The sequence below is a fragment of the Amycolatopsis sp. NPDC001319 genome (assembly GCF_042896185.1).
Lineage (GTDB): Bacteria > Actinomycetota > Actinomycetes > Mycobacteriales > Pseudonocardiaceae > Amycolatopsis.
The window spans coordinates 857,683-874,413 of record NZ_JBIAWY010000003.1 but is presented as its reverse complement, the minus strand read 5'-3'; the positions used below and the strand labels follow the sequence as shown (position 1 = coordinate 874,413).

The following is a 16,731-nucleotide window of genomic DNA, read 5'->3' as shown; positions in this document are numbered from 1 at the left end:
CGGCCCCCAGCGCCCCAATGCGGCGTTCGTTGCGCTCAACGCACCGAACGCCACATTGGGGCGCGTTGAGTGGCCGCCTTGAGGGCGGCCTTGGCCGCCGGGGAGGCACCCAGCTCGTCGAGGCCGAACAGGGCCGCGCCGACGACCGGGTTCACGTCGACCACGCGCACCACCGCCCGCGGAGCCACCTTCAGGCAGCGCCGCTCGATCTCCGAGATCACCGACGGGCCGACGCCCGTCAGCACTCCCCCGCCGAGCACGACCTCCGGCGCCGACTGGGTCAGGTCGAGCCGCCGCAGGATCACGGCGGCGAACACGCTGACCTCCTCCACGAACCGCGTCACGACCTGCTGCGCGACCTCGTCGCCGTCGGCGGCGACGTCGAACAGCAGCGGGCACAGGCCGTGGATCCGGGCGGAGTCGATCTCCTTGAAGTGCAGGCCCTGCACCACGTCGAACACCCGCGAAACACCGAAGAAGCCCGACACCGCCGCCTGCAATGCCGTGGACGGCCCGCGGCCGTCCTCCGCGCGCACGGCCCACCACAAGGCTTCCTCACCGAGGCGGTACCCGCCGCCCCAGTCACCGGAGATCTTGCCCAGCGCGGGAAAGCGGTGCACGCGCCCGTCCGGGCCGACGCCGGCGCCGTTGATCCCGGCGCCGCACACCACGGCCACGCCGGTGCCGTCGGAGCTGCCCGCACGCAGCAGGGCGAGCACATCGTTGCCCACGTGCAGGGTGGAGCTCCAGCCGCGCGCGAACAACGCGGCGTGCAGCGCCGCTTCCTCACGCGGGAAATCCAGGCCCGCGAGGTAAGCCGACGTGTGCACGCCGAACGGCCGCGCCGTCTGCAAACCCGCCGACGTCAAGGCCGACAGCACCAACGTCTCCAACGCCGCGACGCAGCCGTCGACGCCGATGTTCTGCGGTGAGGCGCCCGGGCCGCGCGATTCGGCGAGCACGACGCCTTCGCGCGACACCACGAGCACCTCGGTCTTGCTGTTCCCCCCGTCGATCGCGACGACCGCGGGTCCGGCTTCGCTCATCCGCGCGCCCACGGCAGGAAATCGCGGTTGATCGACACGAGGGAGTCGGCCAGCTGGTCGGCCTTCGTGTACTGGCCGATGAGCGGGTGGGCCAGCAGCGCGTCGGCCACGCGGTCGCGTCCGCCCTTCACGGCGGCTTCGAGCGCGAGGTTCTCATACGCCGTCACCGCGGCGATGAGGCCGGCGAAGCGCGGCTCCACCGTCGGCTGGGGAATCGCGCGGGCACCCTCGGAATCCACAGTGGACGAGACCTCGATCACGGCGTCGTCGGGCAGGAAGGAGAACGTGCCGTCGTTGCGCACGTTCACCACGTGCTCCTCGGCCGGCCCGCCCGCCGTCAGCGCGTGCACGAGCTGCACGGCGGCCTCCGAGTAGTACGCACCGCCGCGCTTCTCCAGCGAGTCTGGCTTGGTGACCTGCTCCGGGTCGAGGTAGATCTTCAGCAGCTCTTCCTCGACGTCGCTCACCACCTCGGCGCGCGGTCGCTCGGTGAGCTGCTTGGCCACCTGCGCGTCGTGCGAGTAGTAGTACTTCAGGTAGTACGACGGCACGGCGTTCATCCGGCGCATCCACTCGACGGGCGCGGTCACCTCCTCACCCAGGAACTCCGCGTGCTGGTCCAGCAGCTCGGGCAGCCGGTCGACACCGTCGACGAGCACGCCGCGTTCCCAGCTCAGGTGGTTGAGTCCCGTGTGGACGAGCCGCACGTCGTCGGTCGACGCGCCCAGCAGCTTGGCGAACTTCCGCTGCAGGTTGATCGCGACGTTGCACAGCCCCACCGCGCGGTGGCCCTCCTGCAGCAGCGCCCGCGTGACGATGCCGACCGGGTTCGTGAAGTTCACGATCCACGTGTCGTCACCCGCGACCTTGCGCACGCGTTCGGCGATGTCGAGCACCACCGGCACCGTGCGCAGGGCCTTGGCGAGGCCGCCCGCGCCCGTGGTCTCCTGGCCGACGCAGCCGCACGCGTGCGGGAACGTCTCGTCCGACGCCCGCGCCTTCTGCCCGCCCACCCGCAGCTGGATGAGCACGGCCGAAGCGCCCTCGACGCCTTCCTCCAGGTTCGCGGTGGTGCGCACCCGCGCCGGGTGCCCGGCGTGGTCGAGCAGCCGCTGGCTGAACCCGCCGACGGTCTCCACGCGGTAGGCGTCCGGGTCGATCAGCACGATCTCGTCGACGTCCAAAGTGGACCTGCGGCCCGCGATGCCGTCGACCAGCTCCGGCGTGTAGGTGGACCCGCCACCGACGACTGCCAGCTTCATCCCTTGACTCCCGTGAACGTGATGCCCTTGACGAACGACTTCTGCGCGAACACGAACAGCACGATCACCGGCGCCATGATCAGCGCGGTCGCGGCCATCGTGAGGTTCCACTCCACGTGGTGCATGCCGCGGAACGAGGCGATGGCCAGCGAAAGCGGCCAGTTGTCCTGGTTCTCGCCGGTGTAGAGCAGCGGTCCGAAGTAGTCGTTCCAGGTGAACAGGAAACAGAACATCGCGGTGGCCGCGATCCCGGGGCGGGCCATCGGCAGCAGCACCCGGGTCATCGCGCGAAACTCGTTGCAGCCGTCGATCTTCGCCGCTTCCAGGTAATCCTTGGGGATGGTAAGGAAAAACTGGCGCAGCAGGAAGATCGAGAACGCGTCGAAGAAGAAGTACGGCACGATCAGCGGAACGAGAGTGCCCGTGAGACCCATCCGCACCCACAGGTCGTACAGCGGCACGACCGTGACCTGCGGAGGCAGCATCATCGCGGCCACCGTGAGCATGAAGAACAAGTTCTGGCCGCGCCACTTGAGCTTCGCGAGGCCGTACGCCGCCGGGATGGCGGACACGAGCGCGCCGATCGTCGCGAGAGACGAGTAGAGCAGGCTGTTGCCGAAGTACTCCAGCAGCGGTGCTTTCTTGAACACTTCGACGAAGTTCTCGAAGTGCCATTCCGTGGGCCACAGGCTCGACGTCATCGCCTGGTCGCTCTTCATCACCGCGGTGAGGAACACGAACAGCAGCGGCAGCACGAAGATCACACCGAGCGCGATGCCGATGGCGTGCGTCGCGATGAAGCCCAGCCGCTTGTCCCAACGACGCTTGAACTGGACGCGGGGCGGCGCCGGTGCGGGTGCTGGGGCCGAAATGGTGGTCATGCGCCCTCCTCCTGGTGCTGGGATTTACGCAGCTGCCGAACCAGCACCCACGTGAACGCCGCGGACACGATGAACAGCAGCACGGCCATCGCCGCCGCGTAACCCATGTTGAAGTAGCGGAAACCCTGCACGTACAGCCAGATCGGATACGTCAGCGTCGAGTTCTCGGGTGCGCCGATCAGCTTCGAGTTCCCGGCGACGTCGGCTGTGCCCGCCGAGGCGGACGCGGCCACGATCGCTTGGGTGAAGAACTGCAGCGCGTAGATCATCGAGTTGACCACGCCGAACAGCAGCACCGGCGAGATCGAGGGCAGCGTCACGTGCCAGAACCGGCGGACCGGACCGGCGCCGTCGAGTTCGGCCGCTTCGTACTGCTCGGCCGGCACGTCGAGCAGCGCGGCCAGGATGATGATCATCAGCTCGCCGGAACCCCACAGCGCCAGCAGGGTGAGCGAGGGCTTCGACATCACGGGGCTGTTGAACCACAGCCCGCCGTCGATGCCCACGAGGTGCAGGAACCGGTTCACCGGGCCGAACTGCGGGTTGAACACGAAGACGAACGCGAGCGTCGCCGCGGCCGGCGGCGCGAGCGCGGGCAGGTAGCACAACGTGCGCACCAGGCCGACGCCCGACTTCAGCCGCGAGATCACCGACGCGACGCCGAGTGAGAACAGCACCCGGCAGATGGTCAGGATGATCACGAGCCACAACGTGTTGTACGCGGCCGTCTTCACCAGCGGCTCGCTGGTGAACATGCGCACGTAGTTGTCGAACCCGATCCACTGTGGAGGATTGATCAGGTCGTAGCGGGTGAAGGAGTAGTAGATCGTGGCGATGAGCGGGTACCCGAAGAAGATCAGGAACCCCAGCGTCGCCGGCGCCATGAAGTAGAACACCGTGCGACGGCGCTTGGCCCGGGCCGACCCCGCCCGCACCTTGGCGGGTGCGGACGGGGTCTTGGCTTCTAGGACGGAGGTCATCCGCCGGCGCCCTTCTGCGCCAGCTCGTCGTTGACCTGGGCGTCGACCTGCTTGAGGCCGGCGTCGAGGTCCGGTACCGAACCGGCCTGCCACTTCTCGGCGAAGTCGTTGACCGCCTTGAGGAAGGCGTCGCCGATCGGCGTCGACGGGTTGGCGACCAGCTTGCCGCTGCCGTAGATGTCGAGGAACGTCTTGAACTGCGGCGGAGCGTCGAGCTTCGGCGAGGACAGCGAAGCCGTGGTGCTGGGCACGTTCTTGAGGCCGTTGGCCATGTCCACGAGCGTGTCGGTGTCGAGCGTGACCTGCTTGATCAGCTCCCACGCGGCGCCGGGGTTCTTGGCACCCTTGGGGATCGCGATGATCGTGCCGGTGGCGAAGCCGGCGCCGTAGTGGTCGGCCATGCTGTCGAGCACCGGCGCGGGCGCGGTGGCGTAGTTCAGCGTCGGGGTCTGGTCCTTGATGAACGCGGTGCGGAACTCACCGTCGTACATCATCGCCAGCTTGCCCTTCTGGAAGCCGTTGTCGGCGGAGTACTCGTCGCCGAGGCCGGCCTTGAACTTCTCGACCTTGTCGTGGCCGCCGTAGAAGTCGATGAGCTTCTTCTGGAACTCGAACATCGCCTTCCAGCCGGGGCTGGACGAGATCGACGACTTGCCGTCCGGGCCGATGAACTGCGCGCCGAAGTTCGGGGCCCAGTACTGCGCCTGGTTGGCGTAGAACGGCATCGACGGGATGAAGCCCATCGTCTTGATCGAGCCGTCGGCGTTGAACTCGGTGAGCTTCTTCGCGTCCTCGAACAGCTCGGTCGTGGTCTTGGGCGGCGAGGAGATGCCGTGCGCCGCGAACATGTCCTTGTTGTAGTACAGGCCGTAGACGTCGGCGAGCATCGGCATGGCGCAGCGCTTGCCCTGGTACGACGTGTAGTCGCGCACCGCCTGCGGGATCTGGTTCACGTCGATCTTGTCGCGGTCCAGGTACGGCTTGAGGTCCTGGAAGCTGCCGGTGGAGCACCACGCGCCGAGGTTGTCGGTGTAGAAGGAGATGGCCACGTCGGGCGGGTTGCCGCCGCGTATCGACTGCGTGAGCTTGTCGTCGTCCTGGTTGCCCTCGTGGTTGATGGTGATGTTGGGGTACTTGGCCTTCAGCTTGTTCAACGCGGCCGTGACCACGCCGTACTCGCGGTCGGTGAACTTGCTGTACACGGTGAGGGTGAGCTTGTCGTCCTTGTTCGGCGGCGCGGCGGCGTCGCCCGAGCCGCTCGGCGCGGCCGCGCCGCACGCGGCGGTCGCCAGCAGCGTGGCGGCGGCCGCGGCGGACAGCAGCAGAGAACCACGCCTTCGCGCGATCCTCCGGATGCGGGTCGTGGGGGCCATGACCCTCCTCCTCATGGTGGTTACTCGGTCGGGGACGGGGCAGAGCTCGGGAATGCCGTGCGCGGCGCTCCCGCTGTGTCCTCTGCGGGTCGGCTCGGCCCGCGGAGCGTGGGGGTGACGACGCCGAAGACGTCTTCACGGGCGGTGGCGAGCGCGGACTGCAACGCGCCCGCGCGCACCGCGTTGCCCTGCACCGAAGCGAGTGCGACGGGGGTGCGGGGCAGGACCAGTTCGTGGAGCTTGGTCGCGACTCTCGCGGCGAACTCCTCACCGCCGGCCCGGCTCGTGTCGCCGGAAAGCAGGATGAGCTGCGGGTCGGCCACGGCGACGAGGCTCGCGAGGCCGCCGGCGACGCGGCGGGCCAGATCGTCGAGAAAGCGGTGGTGGCTCTGGATTGTCGCCTGTTCGACGGCTTCGGGGCCGGTTTTCGCGGCCAGGCCGTGAGCGTGGGCGAGCCTGGCGATGGCGGGCGAGTCGACGAGGTTGCCGAAGCGCGCGCCGGCCTCGGGCCAGCGGTCGCCGGTGTCCACAGTGGCCGGATCGGGCACGCGCATCCAGTCGATCTCGCCGCCACCGCCGGTCGCGCCGCGCAGCAACCGCCGGCCGATGACCACGGCGCCACCGACGCCTTCGGAAAGCCAGACCATCACGAAGTCGTCGACGTCCTGGGCTTTCCCGACCGTCATCTCCTCGACGGCCACCAGGTTCACGTCGTTCTCGATGGTGACGGCGATGCCGAGCTCTTCGCTGAGTTTCCGGGGCACGTCGAACCCGAGCCAGCCGGGGATGTGCGGCGCGGAGGAGAGCAGGCCCGTGCGCGGATCGAACGCGCCCTGGGCGCCGATCACGACGTTGGCCAGGTCGTCGAGGCTCTTGCCCGCTTTTCGGGTGACGTGCTTGAGCGCTTTGCCGAACGTGCCGATCACGTCGGCGCCTTCGTGCACGGGCAGCTCGACCTGGTACTCGGCCTGGACGGTCCCCGCGACGTCCGCGATCACGAAATCGGCCACGTGCGGCGTGAGGTCCACGGCCGCGACGTGGGCGAGACTGCCGTTGACGGCCCACAGCTGCGCCCGCGGCCCGCGCCCGCCACCCGCGCGTTCGCCGGCTTTGCCCACGAGGTTGTCCTGCTCCAGCCGCGTCAACAGCTGCGCCGTGGCCGGCTTCGACAGCCCGATCACGACCTCGAGCTCCGCCCTCGTAAGCGGCCCGCCCCGCAACAACGCCTCGATCGCCGCGCGATCGTTGATCTCGCGCAACATCCGCGGACTTCCGGCGCGCACTCGTGGCCCCTTAATTAGGATACTTTACAGACGGTTTCGGGCGACTGTAGTGAGCGGGGCCACACCGCGTCAATGGTCATCCGGAACGAGCGGGTAACACTTCGAGTCGGGGAGGTTTCGGGCGCAGCGGTGGGTGATGCGGTGAGTGCTCAGCGTGTGCGGTCGCAAGTATCCGGTGAGGGGCCGCAGCGGTTGCGGTGTTTGCAACAGTTGCGCTAGGCGGCGAGCAGCAGGCGGGGCCCGAGCTCGGCGGCCCCGGTGTCACGGACCAAGCCAGGTGCGTAACCGTCGACCAGACGCGGCAGCATCCCGAACCGGCCAGCGCGCTCGACCACCGCCCCTGCCACGGTTTCGCCGTCTGATAGCTGATCCCTACCCGCCGAACCGCTTGCCCAGTTTCGACTTCCGAGCCCGCCGGCACGACCGGCCCACGGGGGTCGGCCTCGGGTGCGGTGCGAAGCCGGGGGGCGATCAACCGCCGTAGAAGTCGCCCAGCGTGGTGCGGGTGTAGGAGATCAGCAGGTCGGCCTGGGTGAATTCGGCAGGCAAGCACTCGCGCACGCCGTCGAGGAGCTCAGCGAATCCGACGGGCGGCGTCACGACGTGGGCGAGCGGATGGTTTTCGCGCAGTTGCTTCATCAGCTCGGCGATGTGGATCACGGCGGCATCGGCATCGGTCTGCCACAGCCACGCCAGGACCTCACCGAACGCGGCCGGCGGGCGGGCGACCTCGTCCCGGGCGGTGGTGCGGAATCGGTCGATCAGCACGGTGGCTGTTCCGGTGACGCTGGCTTGCTTCAGCGCACTGACGACGCTCCGCGGGACGGCGACGGTGTCCATGAGCCCCATGCTGGCACCGGGAGAGCGCGGTCGGCGGAGGCTCGCCGGGCGCCGTCCGTCCCGGAAACCGGGGACAGCGAAACACCCAACGGCGAACGACAAAGGCCCTCCCCGGCTCAAGCCGGGAAGGGCCCTGTCACGGACAAGCCGAAGCTCACTCCTCCGCGTCTGCCCACGCTTTCAGCATCACGCGGGCGATCGACGAGTTGCCGGGCAGGATGATCTCCGAAGCGCCGCCCGCGATGGGGGTCGGGGTGTTCGTGCCGCTGTTGTGGAAGGCGGCGCGGACCTCGGCGCGGGAGACCCAGAGGGCCTCCTCGATTTCGCCGTCGGCGGGGACCAGTGGGGCGGAGCGGTCGGCGCGGGCGGTGAAGCCCAGCATGATCGAGCGGGGGAAGGGCCAGGGCTGGCTGCCCAGGTAGCGGATGTCCGACACCTCCGCGCCCACCTCCTCGCGGATTTCCCGTGAGACGCAGCCCTCCAGGGACTCGCCGGCCTCCACGAAGCCGGCGAGCACCGAGTAGCGGCCGGCAGGCCACACCGGCTGGCGGGCGAGCAGTACGTGGGAGCCGTTGACGCCGTCCTGGTCGTGCACGAGGCAGATCACGGCCGGGTCGGTGCGCGGGTACTCCTCGTGGCCCTTGGCCTCGCACTTGCTGGCCCAGCCGAACTGGATCAGGTTCGTGGGCGAGCCGTCGCGGGTGCAGAAGCGGGACTGGCGCCGCCAGTGGCGCAGGGCCTGCGCGGTGGTGAACAGGCCGGCCGACGTGTCGTCCAGCTGGTCGCCGTAGCCGCGCAGCTCGACCCAGATCTCGCCGTCGACCCGGGGCACCTCTTCGACGACGCCCCAGCTGCCGGCCATCTGCACGGTTTCCGCGTCACCCTCGGGGCGGCCGGGCAGGGACCAGTAGTCGGTGTCCTCCCACTCGCCGAGGAACACCGCGTCGGCCGGGGGTTCCGTGCCGAAATCAACCGCCTTGCGAGCGGCCAGCGAAGAGCTGCCCTCGACGACCGGCGTGCGGCCGGTGTCGTCGAGCAGCACCACGCGGGCTTCGGACCACTTCGAGATCAGGCGTTCCGGGTTGGTGCGCAACGTCTCCTGACGGTCCACAGTGGACCGCGACAGGGTCGGCAGTGCCGCCAGTTCGAAAGGGACGGTCACTCCGAACCCACCGTCACGTCGCCCAGCGCGGTCAGCTTCGGCGCGAGCAGCTCCGCGTCGCCGACCACCACGCCCGTGAACCGCTTGGGCGCGAAGTACTCCAGCGCCGCCTCGGCCACCTGCTCCCCCGTCACGGCCGCGAGCCGCGCCGGGTGCTCCTGCAGCCATTCGACGCCGAGGCCCGTGGTCGCCAGCGCCATCAGCTGCCCGGCGAGGCCCGACTGCGACGACGTCGAGGTGAGCAGCGAGCCGATCGCGTACTGGCGCACCGACTCCACCTCCTCGGCCGTCGGCGGCACGAGCCCGAGGCGCGCCAGCTCGTAGCGCGTTTCGAGCAGCGCGGCGGCGGTGACCTCGTTGGCCGTGTCGGCGTCGACGTTCACCACCGCGTTGTCGCCGGTGAACTCGAAGCCGGAGTGGGCGCCGTAGGTGTAACCCTTGTCCTCACGGATGTTCTCGACCAGACGCGAGGAGAAGTACCCGCCGAACGCCAGGTTCGCCATCTGCAGCGCCGGGTACGCCGGGTGCGTGCGCGCCACCGTCTGCGCCGAAAGCCGGATCTGCGACTGCACGGCGCCGGCGCGCGGCACCAGCAGCACGTTGCCGCCGGTCAGCTCCGGCAGCGGCGGCAGCACGAGAGCCGAGCGGTCCGAGGCCCAGCCACCGAGTGCGCGTTCGAGCTCGGCCGGCACGGCGTCGGGGTCGATGTCGCCCACGATGACCAGCACGGAACCACGCGGCAGCACCGAAGCCGCGTGCAGCGCCCGCACCTGCTCCGGCGTCACGACGGCCACATCGTCGGCCTGCGGGACCTCACGCGTGACGGGGTGATCCCCGTAGCGCTGCTTCTGCAACGCTTCCCGCGCGATCGTGCGCGGCTGCGTGCGCGACACCGCGATGCGCTCGATCAGCCGCTCGCGTTCGCGGGTCACCTCGGGCTCGCCGTAGGTGGCGCCGGTGAGCACGTCGCCGAGCACGTCCAGCAGCGTCGGCAGGCCATCGGAGAGCGCGGAACCGTTGAGGTACAGGCGTTCCGGGTCCACGCCGGCGCCGAGGTCGCCGCCGATCAGCGCCAGCTCGGCGTCGATCTCCACGCGGTCGCGCTTCGCCGTGCCGGTGAGCAGCGTCTCGGCCAGCACCTCCGCGGTGGCCGGGTGCAGCGCGTCCTCACCCGCGAACGGGATCCACAGCCGCACCTCCACCAGCGGCACCGAAGCCTTGCGCACGGCCAGCACGCGCAGGCCGTTGCTCAGCGTGGTGTCCACGTGGGACAGGTCGGTGGCGGCGCGCTGCTCGCCCAGCGGGGGCAGCGGGCGCGGACCGGTCGACGTGCGGCCGATCTCCTGCGCGCTGCGATGCGTTGCCGAAGTCACTGCTCTTCGATCCCTTCGGTGTTGGCGGCGGGCTTCACGACGAGCACGGCGCGCGCGTCGGGGCGCAGCGCCTTCGCCGCGGCCGACACGGCTTCGCCGGTGACCGCCGACATGCGGTCAGCGAGCCGGTGCACCAGCGACGCGTCGCCGTAGAGCAGCTCGAACGCACCCAGCGCCAGCGTGCGCGACACCAGCCGGTCGTGTTCCGAGTGCAGGCTCGCGGCCCAGCGCGCGGTCACCTTCTTGAGCTCTTGCTCGTCCGGCGGCGTCGTCGCGAGCTCGTCCAGCACCTCGTCGAGGGCGGCCAGCACGCGCTCGCGCTCCACGTCCGGCGGGTGGATCGCGGTGATCGTGAACGTGTCGGGGTCGCGCGCCTCGAACGGGCCGAACAGCCCGGCACCGGCACCGATGTCGACCACCAGCGGCTCGCGGTGCACCAGGCGCTGCTGCAGGCGGGAGCCGTCACCGTCGGTGAGAACGCCGGCCAGCACGAGGTACGCGAGGTAACCGTCGAGGTCGTTGATCGGGTCGGGCATGCGGTAGCCCACGGCGATCGCGGGCAGCGGCGCGTGCGCGTCCTCGTGCTCGCCGTGCAGCTCCGTGGTGGGCAGCGGCTCGGCGAACGACGGGCGGACCGGCGCGGGCCGGTGCGGCACGTCGCCGAAGTGCTTCTGGATGAGCGCCTTGGCGTTCTCCACCTCGAAGTCGCCGGCGACGGTGAGCACCGCGTTGGCCGGCGAGTAGTAGGTGTCGAAGAAGGCGGCGCAGTCGTCCAGTGTCGCGCCTTCGAGGTCCTCGAACGCGCCGTAGCCGTCGTGGGCGTTGGCGAACGTCGAGTACAGCACCGGCGGCAGGAGGATCCAGGGGAACCCGCCGTACGGACGGTTGCGCACGTTAAGGCGGATCTCCTCCTTGACGACCTCGATCTGGTTCGCCAGGTTCTCCGCCGTCAGCTTCGGGGCGCGCATGCGGTCGGCTTCGAGGAACAGCGCGCGCTCGAGGGCCGCGGACGGCAGCACCTCGTAGTAGTCGGTGTAGTCGGGGTGGGTGGACCCGTTGAAGGTCCCGCCGCTCGACTGCACGTGGCGGAAGTGGGCCAGCTTCTCCAGGCTTTCACTGCCCTGGAACATCAAGTGCTCGAAGAGGTGCGCGAAACCCGTCAACCCCTCCGGCTCGGAACGGAAGCCCACGTCGTAGTGCACGCTGACCCCGACAACAGGCGCGGTCGGGTCCGGGGCGAGCACCACGCGCAGACCGTTGTCAATAGTGAAACGGACGAGCTCGGGATCGGCCATGCCCCCCACCCTACGCAGAGGACCCGACCCTCGGCTCGGCTGGTGGCACCGCTCCCAGCGTGTGGCGCGCGCTCGTCGTCGCGGCGCCGAGCGCGGCCAGGAAAGCGCTGGTCCGGGCAGGTGTGGCGGGAGCGCCGAACCAGTACGCCTGAAGCGAACAATCCGGTGCCGCGAGTGTGCCGAGCCACTGGTCGGTTTCGCCGAGCGCGAGGGCGTACGGGAGGGCGCGGGAGAAGATGAGTTCCGTGACTTCGGCCGGGTTGGCCAGTTCGGTGCGCAGGCCCAGGAGTTGGTCGCGCAGGAGGCTGCCGTCTTGGGTGCGCGGCGGCAGCCACTGCGTGAAAAGGCCGAGCGCGGCACCGGTGGCGACCACGACCAGGCCGAGCTGCGCGTAGCCGGCGGTGAAGGCGAGCAGGGCAGTGAGGAAGACGCCGTAGAAGCAGAGGCGGACGGCGATCTTGGCCAGCAGGGCCGGCCGGCGGGTGAGCCAGCCGCGGCGGACGACGGCCGTGCGCAGTTCGTCCTCGATGTCCGGCGTGATGGTGGCCAGCGGCGCCGAGTCGCCGGGGACGGCGGTTTCGTAGACCGTCCGTTCGAAGGCGGTGAGGTACTCGTCGGGCGGGTTGCGGCTGTGGAGCGTCCAGCCTTCTTCCCCGTCTTCGCTGACCCACAGGTAGTTGCGCACGCAGAGGTCGAGCACGGTCGCGGCGACGTCGAGGTCGTCGGTGCGGCCGGTGAGCAGGAACCCGACGTGGCCGGGCAGCACACCCTGGGGTGAGGAGAACTGGCCGTCGGCTTCGAGGCGGACCGGGAGCGCGGCGACCCGGTCGCGGCGGCGCAGGACCAGCAGCGTGCCGAGACCGGCGAGGACGAGCACCGCCAAGGCGAGCCACGCGGCCAGGATCGGTGCGGTGACGAGGAAGGCGCCGGCCACGGACTTCGCGGGCACCAGCTGCTCGGTCGCGGGCACGGTACCGGCGGGCAGCTCCGCGGTGAGCTCCACGCGGTCGCCCGGCGCCAGCTTCGACACCGAGACGCGCGTGAGCCCGGAGTGGTCGAGCTGCGCGGCGCCGCACGGGGTGGCGGAGCCGGGCGGGCCCGCGAGGCAGGTCACGGCGTCGGGCAGGTTCGGCGCGGCGAAGGTCGCGCGCAGCAGCTCCAGACGGGTGTCCCAGCCGCCGGCGAGGTCCCACGTCAGGTGCTCGACGCCGAGCGAGCGGCCGACAGCGCCGACGACGGTGTAGCGCACCACCGAAGTTCCGCCACGCAGGTCGACGACGATCTGGTCGTCCGTGGTCTGCGCGCTGCCGGCGCCCTCGATGCTGAGGTCGCGCACGGTGAGCACGCGGTCGTGGCCGGCGTCGGCGGACGTGCGCAGCGGGAGGGTGCGCGTCATCGTGGTGCCGGCCGGGACGGAGACGGCCTCGGTCACCGAGAGGCTGCCGTCGCGCTGGAGTTTGAGCGTGACCTCGGCGCTTTGCGGCAGGGCGGGCAGGTCCTGGGCTTGGGCCGGGGCGGCGGCGAGGACCAGGGCCGGGATCGCCAGGACGACGGCGAACCTGCGGAGGCTAACCACGGCTGAGCACCTCGATGCGGTTCTTGCCGCGACGGCGGTGCAGCCACGTCGGCACGGCGGCGATCAGCAGCAGGACGAGGGCGAGCACCGGAATGCCCGGCCCTTTGAAGAACTCGGCGACCGGGGAGACCGCGACGAACCGGGCGTTCACGGGCAGCACACCGGGCGGGATCGCGACCGCGAGGTCCACGCGCTCGCCGGGGCGCAGGCCGTCCTGCTCGACGCGGGCGATGCCGCCGGCGCCGAGCTCGGAGAACGTGCAGTGGCGCGCCGAGCCGATGGCGCCGGCGTAGCAGTCCACAGTGGAGATTCCGGGGGCGCTGAACGCCGTGGTCAGGCGGGTGAGGTCCTGGTCCCAGCCGCCCGTGACCTGCCAGCGCAGCTGCCCGCCGTCGGCGACGGCACCGTCCACTGTGTACGACAGGGTGGCGGGGCCGGTGTAGGTCGCGACGAGGCCGTCGGAGTTCTCGTCGAGGTGGCCGGAGCCGGTGAGGCGGGCGTCGCGGACGGTGTAGACGCGGTCCTCGTCGTCGGTCGTGGCCACGCCCAGGGCGATGCGGTGGGTGGCGGGGGTGGCCGTGGTGACCTGTTCGGTGACCGTGACGGAACCGTCGGGGTGAGCCGTGGCGGTGACGTCGGCGGTGAGCCCGGCGAGCGCCGTGGCGAGTTCGAGGAGCACGGGTCAGCTCGGCGGGGTGAAGGGGTTCTCCGGCTGCGGGGCCGTCGCCTGGGGTTCTTGGGACGGTTGGGGCTGCTCGGCCGTTGACGGTGGGTAGTGCTGGGACTGGGTCTGCTGGGCCGTCGGCCGGAACTGCTGCCGGCTCTGCTGGACGACCGGCTGAAACTGCTGGGAAGGCGGCTGCGGCTGGAACGGCTGCGGCTGAGTCTGCTGATAGCCCGGCTGAGGCCCCGCGTACGCCGGTGGCGGCCCCGCGTACACCTGCTGCGCCAGCCGCGCCTGGTCGCGGTTGCGCCGTTCCGCCAGCACCGCCGAGAGGAACACCCACGCCGGCATCCCGTGTGGCACCGCCACCCCCACGGCGTGGGCCGTCTGGTCGGCGAGGCCCTGGCCGAGCGCGTGGGCGGCGTCGGGGCGCAGCTCGTGGAAGCGGTTGAGGTACTGGCGTGCGGCGAGCGCCAGGTCGTCGGGCAGGCGGCTGAGGTCGAGCTGTGCGGCCCAGTCCTCGAGGCCCGGCGGCATGGCGACGTAGGCCTGCGCGCTCTGCGGCACGCGTTCGCGGATCACGAGCGTGCCCGCCAGGTAGTCGCCGACGCGGCGGCCGTTCGACGAGCTCAGCGACACGATCACGGCCACCGCGCCCAGGAACCCGAGTGCCCAGAAGTCGACGAAGAAGCCGGCGAGCGCGCGGGTGAGGGCGTGGCGGAAGCGGATCGGGCCGCCGTCGAGCCGGACCACGCGCAGGCCGAGCGCCATCTTGCCGAGCGACCTGCCGCGCGTCAGCGTCTCGAACAGCACCGGGTAGCCGATCACGATCAGCACGAACACCGACAGCAGCAGCGCGATCGTGAGCGCCGGGTCGAGATCGGACGAGGTCAGGGTCACGGTGACCACGACGATCAGCAGGAGCGCGCCCTGCACCAGCACGTCGAGCAACATCGCGACGCCGCGGCTGGCGAGCTTGGCCACCCGAAGGTCGAGGACCACGGCCTCACCGGTGACGAGATCGGACTCTTCCTGCACCGGGCCAGCCTAGTTGGCGGTCCGGCCCGAAAGCAGGCGAATACCCGACCGAGCGCCGCCAGTATGTCGCGGCGCTTCCGCCGTGACTGTGGCCGGATCGGCAACAGTCACGGCGCGGTGAGCCCTAGGCTGGTGTTCCAGGAGGTGATCGGGTGGACGTCGACGTCTTCGTCGCGGCGCACGGTGCGGAGTGGGCCCGGCTCGGCGAGCTCGTGCGGCAGCGCAGGCTGTCCGGGGCCGAGGCCGACGAGCTCGTGACGCTCTACCAGCGCACGGCGACGCACCTGTCGATCATCCGCTCGACGGCGCCCGACCCGGCCTTGCTGGCGCGGCTGTCGACGCTGGTCGCGCGGGGGCGTTCGGCCGTCACCGGCTCCCACAGCCCGGCGTGGCGCGAGGTCGCGCTGTTCTTCACCCGCCGGTTCCCGGCCGCGGTGTACCTCAGCCGGCGCTGGTGGATCCCCGCCGCGCTGGCGTCAGTAGTCGTGATGGCCGTGCTCGGCGTGTGGATCGCGGGCGACGAGTCCGTGCGTTCGGCGCTGGTCTCCCCCGACGAGATCAAGGCCATGACGGCGCCCGGCGGCCAGTACGAGACGTACTACTCGACCGGGCCGGCGAGCTCGTTCGCCGCGAAGGTGTGGACGAACAACGCCTGGGTGGCCGCGACCTGCCTGTTCCTGGGTGTCGCGCTCGGCCTGCCCGTGATCAGCGCGCTGTGGCTCAACTCGCTCAACGCGGGCATCGCCATCGGCCTGATGTCCTCGGCCGGCCGCGGCGACGTGCTGCTCGGCCTGCTGCTGCCCCACGGCCTGCTGGAGCTCACGGCCGTGTTCATCGCCGCGGGCACCGGCCTGAAGCTCGGCTGGACCGTGATCGACCCCGGCCGCCGCTCGCGCAGCGCCGCGCTGGCCGAACAGGGCCGGTCCGTGGTCGTGATCGCGCTGGGGCTGGCGTGTGTGCTGCTGGTGTCCGGCGTGATCGAAGCCTTCGTGACGCCTTCGGGCTGGCCGACGTGGGTGCGCATCGGCATCGGCGCGGTCGTCGAGCTGCTGTTCCTGACCTACGTCTTCACCCTCGGCCGCCGCGCCGCCCGCGACGGCGAGCTGGGCGACCTCGACCGCCGCTACACCGGCGACGCGCTGCCCGAGGCGGGTTAGCAGAGGCAGCTGCCCTCGAAGGCGATGGAGTTGCCGTCGTCGAGGGTGGCGCTGCCGGTGAAGCGGATGTCGAACTCGCCGGGGTCGGTGAGGACGAGCTTGGGGCTCGTGGCTTCCCCGTTGGCGCCAGTCTTGGCTTGCGCGGTTTCCTTGCCGCCTTCGAAGACCAGGACGTTCTGCGCGCGGGCGGCGTGGACGTAGAAGGTCACGGGCACGTCGGGCGCCGGCTGGCCGTTGTCGCCGATCACCCGCACCACGAACGGGCTCGCGGGGTCTTTCGTGGCCAGGTGCTGGCCGTTGCCGGACAGGATGGCGAGCGTGCGGCCGCCGGCGGCCCACGCGTTGGACAGGCCCGGCAGCGAACAGACTTCCTGGTACAGCCGCGCGCCCGGCGTCGGCGCCTCGGCGGTGAGGCAACGCGCGGTCGCGACGTTCGCGATCGTCACCAGCCCCGGGTTGCCCGCGACACGGCGCCACTGCTGCCGGTGGTCCCCGTCGGCACACGCGGCCGGCAGCACGCCCACGCCGTCGACCGGGCTCTGCGCGGTGAGGCACTGTCCACTCGCGACATTGCGGTAGTGCTGGGAGGCCTTGTCGTACGTCCAGGCCGCGCCGGGGTCCTTCGCGTCGGCCAGCTGCACCTTGCCGCCGGCGGCGGCGAGGGAGACCGTGCCCCCACCGTCGGCGAGGTAGACGGGCGCACCGTCGGCCGCTTCAGCGACCCCGCCCGATCCGACGAACAGCAGCAGTACCACCACGAACACCAGCCGACGCACGCGCACTCCCTCGGAGCCGAAGTTG

Annotated in this window: 15 protein-coding genes; 1 reads left to right on the top strand and 14 read right to left on the bottom strand. The window is 70.6% G+C overall.

Annotated elements, in window-relative coordinates; all coding sequences use genetic code 11:
* Positions 1 to 35: 35 nt before the first annotated feature.
* The 13 genes from ACFY1H_RS14780 to ACFY1H_RS14720 form a co-directional block, all read right to left on the bottom strand.
* Entirely contained in the window at positions 36 to 1,046 is a 1,011-nt protein-coding gene (locus ACFY1H_RS14780; RefSeq protein WP_366575083.1) for a BadF/BadG/BcrA/BcrD ATPase family protein, read from the bottom strand.
* Positions 1,043 to 2,308 carry a 6-phospho-beta-glucosidase gene (locus tag ACFY1H_RS14775; protein WP_386946805.1) on the bottom strand — a complete coding sequence of 422 codons (1,266 nt, stop codon included), beginning with the start codon at positions 2,306 to 2,308 and terminating at the stop codon, positions 1,043 to 1,045. Before ACFY1H_RS14775 ends, ACFY1H_RS14780 begins: the two co-directional genes overlap by 4 nt.
* On the bottom strand, positions 2,305 to 3,189 hold the full coding sequence (locus tag ACFY1H_RS14770; protein WP_366575086.1) for a carbohydrate ABC transporter permease: 885 nt from the start codon (positions 3,187 to 3,189) through the stop codon (positions 2,305 to 2,307). Before ACFY1H_RS14770 ends, ACFY1H_RS14775 begins: the two co-directional genes overlap by 4 nt.
* The gene (locus tag ACFY1H_RS14765; RefSeq protein WP_386946803.1) at positions 3,186 to 4,169 is read right to left on the bottom strand and encodes a carbohydrate ABC transporter permease; all 984 of its coding nucleotides are present in this window, start codon (positions 4,167 to 4,169) and stop codon (positions 3,186 to 3,188) included. Before ACFY1H_RS14765 ends, ACFY1H_RS14770 begins: the two co-directional genes overlap by 4 nt.
* On the bottom strand, positions 4,166 to 5,542 hold the full coding sequence (locus ACFY1H_RS14760) for an extracellular solute-binding protein (protein WP_364059392.1): 1,377 nt from the start codon (positions 5,540 to 5,542) through the stop codon (positions 4,166 to 4,168). Before ACFY1H_RS14760 ends, ACFY1H_RS14765 begins: the two co-directional genes overlap by 4 nt.
* Positions 5,543 to 5,562: 20 nt before the next feature.
* A complete protein-coding gene (locus tag ACFY1H_RS14755; protein WP_386946899.1) occupies positions 5,563 to 6,804 on the bottom strand; it encodes an ROK family transcriptional regulator in 1,242 nt (413 codons plus the stop codon).
* A gap of 492 nt (positions 6,805 to 7,296) precedes the next feature.
* Positions 7,297 to 7,665: a hypothetical protein gene (locus tag ACFY1H_RS14750; RefSeq protein ID WP_366575091.1), complete on the bottom strand. Its 369-nt coding sequence runs from the start codon at positions 7,663 to 7,665 to the stop codon at positions 7,297 to 7,299.
* A gap of 154 nt (positions 7,666 to 7,819) precedes the next feature.
* Positions 7,820 to 8,827, bottom strand: coding sequence for an NAD(+) diphosphatase (nudC, locus tag ACFY1H_RS14745; protein WP_366575093.1), 1,008 nt, complete (start codon positions 8,825 to 8,827; stop codon positions 7,820 to 7,822).
* A complete protein-coding gene (locus tag ACFY1H_RS14740; RefSeq protein ID WP_366575095.1) occupies positions 8,824 to 10,200 on the bottom strand; it encodes a pitrilysin family protein in 1,377 nt (458 codons plus the stop codon). The genes nudC and ACFY1H_RS14740 overlap by 4 nt, the downstream gene beginning before the upstream one ends.
* Positions 10,197 to 11,495, bottom strand: a complete 1,299-nt coding sequence (locus ACFY1H_RS14735) for a M16 family metallopeptidase (RefSeq protein WP_386946799.1) — start codon at positions 11,493 to 11,495, stop codon at positions 10,197 to 10,199. Before ACFY1H_RS14735 ends, ACFY1H_RS14740 begins: the two co-directional genes overlap by 4 nt.
* A 10-nt stretch (positions 11,496 to 11,505) precedes the next feature.
* Positions 11,506 to 13,071, bottom strand: a complete 1,566-nt coding sequence (locus ACFY1H_RS14730; protein WP_386946797.1) for a DUF2207 domain-containing protein — start codon at positions 13,069 to 13,071, stop codon at positions 11,506 to 11,508.
* Positions 13,064 to 13,750, bottom strand: coding sequence for a DUF2207 domain-containing protein (locus ACFY1H_RS14725; RefSeq protein WP_386946795.1), 687 nt, complete (start codon positions 13,748 to 13,750; stop codon positions 13,064 to 13,066). The genes ACFY1H_RS14730 and ACFY1H_RS14725 overlap by 8 nt, the downstream gene beginning before the upstream one ends.
* Positions 13,751 to 13,753: 3 nt before the next feature.
* Complete coding sequence (locus ACFY1H_RS14720; protein WP_386946793.1) at positions 13,754 to 14,773, bottom strand: RDD family protein; 1,020 nt, start codon at positions 14,771 to 14,773, stop codon at positions 13,754 to 13,756.
* A 152-nt stretch (positions 14,774 to 14,925) separates the two neighbouring features.
* Between ACFY1H_RS14720 and ACFY1H_RS14715 the strand changes: the two genes are divergently transcribed.
* Positions 14,926 to 15,930, top strand: coding sequence for a stage II sporulation protein M (locus tag ACFY1H_RS14715; RefSeq protein WP_386946791.1), 1,005 nt, complete (start codon positions 14,926 to 14,928; stop codon positions 15,928 to 15,930).
* Here the strand turns inward: ACFY1H_RS14715 and ACFY1H_RS14710 are convergent.
* The gene (locus ACFY1H_RS14710) at positions 15,927 to 16,706 is read right to left on the bottom strand and encodes an RICIN domain-containing protein (RefSeq protein WP_386946789.1); all 780 of its coding nucleotides are present in this window, start codon (positions 16,704 to 16,706) and stop codon (positions 15,927 to 15,929) included. The genes ACFY1H_RS14715 and ACFY1H_RS14710 overlap by 4 nt on opposite strands.
* Between the last annotated feature and the right edge of the window lie 25 nt (positions 16,707 to 16,731).

Bases quoted from the DNA above. Each gene is read 5' to 3' on its own strand.
- ACFY1H_RS14780 (WP_366575083.1), bottom strand. From the start codon at position 1,046: ATGAGCGAAGCCGGACCCGCGGTCGTCGCGATCGACGGGGGGAACAGC.
- ACFY1H_RS14770 (WP_366575086.1), bottom strand. From the start codon at position 3,189: ATGACCACCATTTCGGCCCCAGCACCCGCACCGGCGCCGCCCCGCGTC.
- ACFY1H_RS14775 (WP_386946805.1), bottom strand. From the start codon at position 2,308: ATGAAGCTGGCAGTCGTCGGTGGCGGGTCCACCTACACGCCGGAGCTG.
- ACFY1H_RS14755 (WP_386946899.1), bottom strand. From the start codon at position 6,804: ATGTTGCGCGAGATCAACGATCGCGCGGCGATCGAGGCGTTGTTGCGG.
- ACFY1H_RS14750 (WP_366575091.1), bottom strand. From the start codon at position 7,665: ATGGACACCGTCGCCGTCCCGCGGAGCGTCGTCAGTGCGCTGAAGCAA.
- ACFY1H_RS14765 (WP_386946803.1), bottom strand. From the start codon at position 4,169: ATGACCTCCGTCCTAGAAGCCAAGACCCCGTCCGCACCCGCCAAGGTG.
- ACFY1H_RS14760 (WP_364059392.1), bottom strand. From the start codon at position 5,542: ATGGCCCCCACGACCCGCATCCGGAGGATCGCGCGAAGGCGTGGTTCT.
- ACFY1H_RS14735 (WP_386946799.1), bottom strand. From the start codon at position 11,495: ATGGCCGATCCCGAGCTCGTCCGTTTCACTATTGACAACGGTCTGCGC.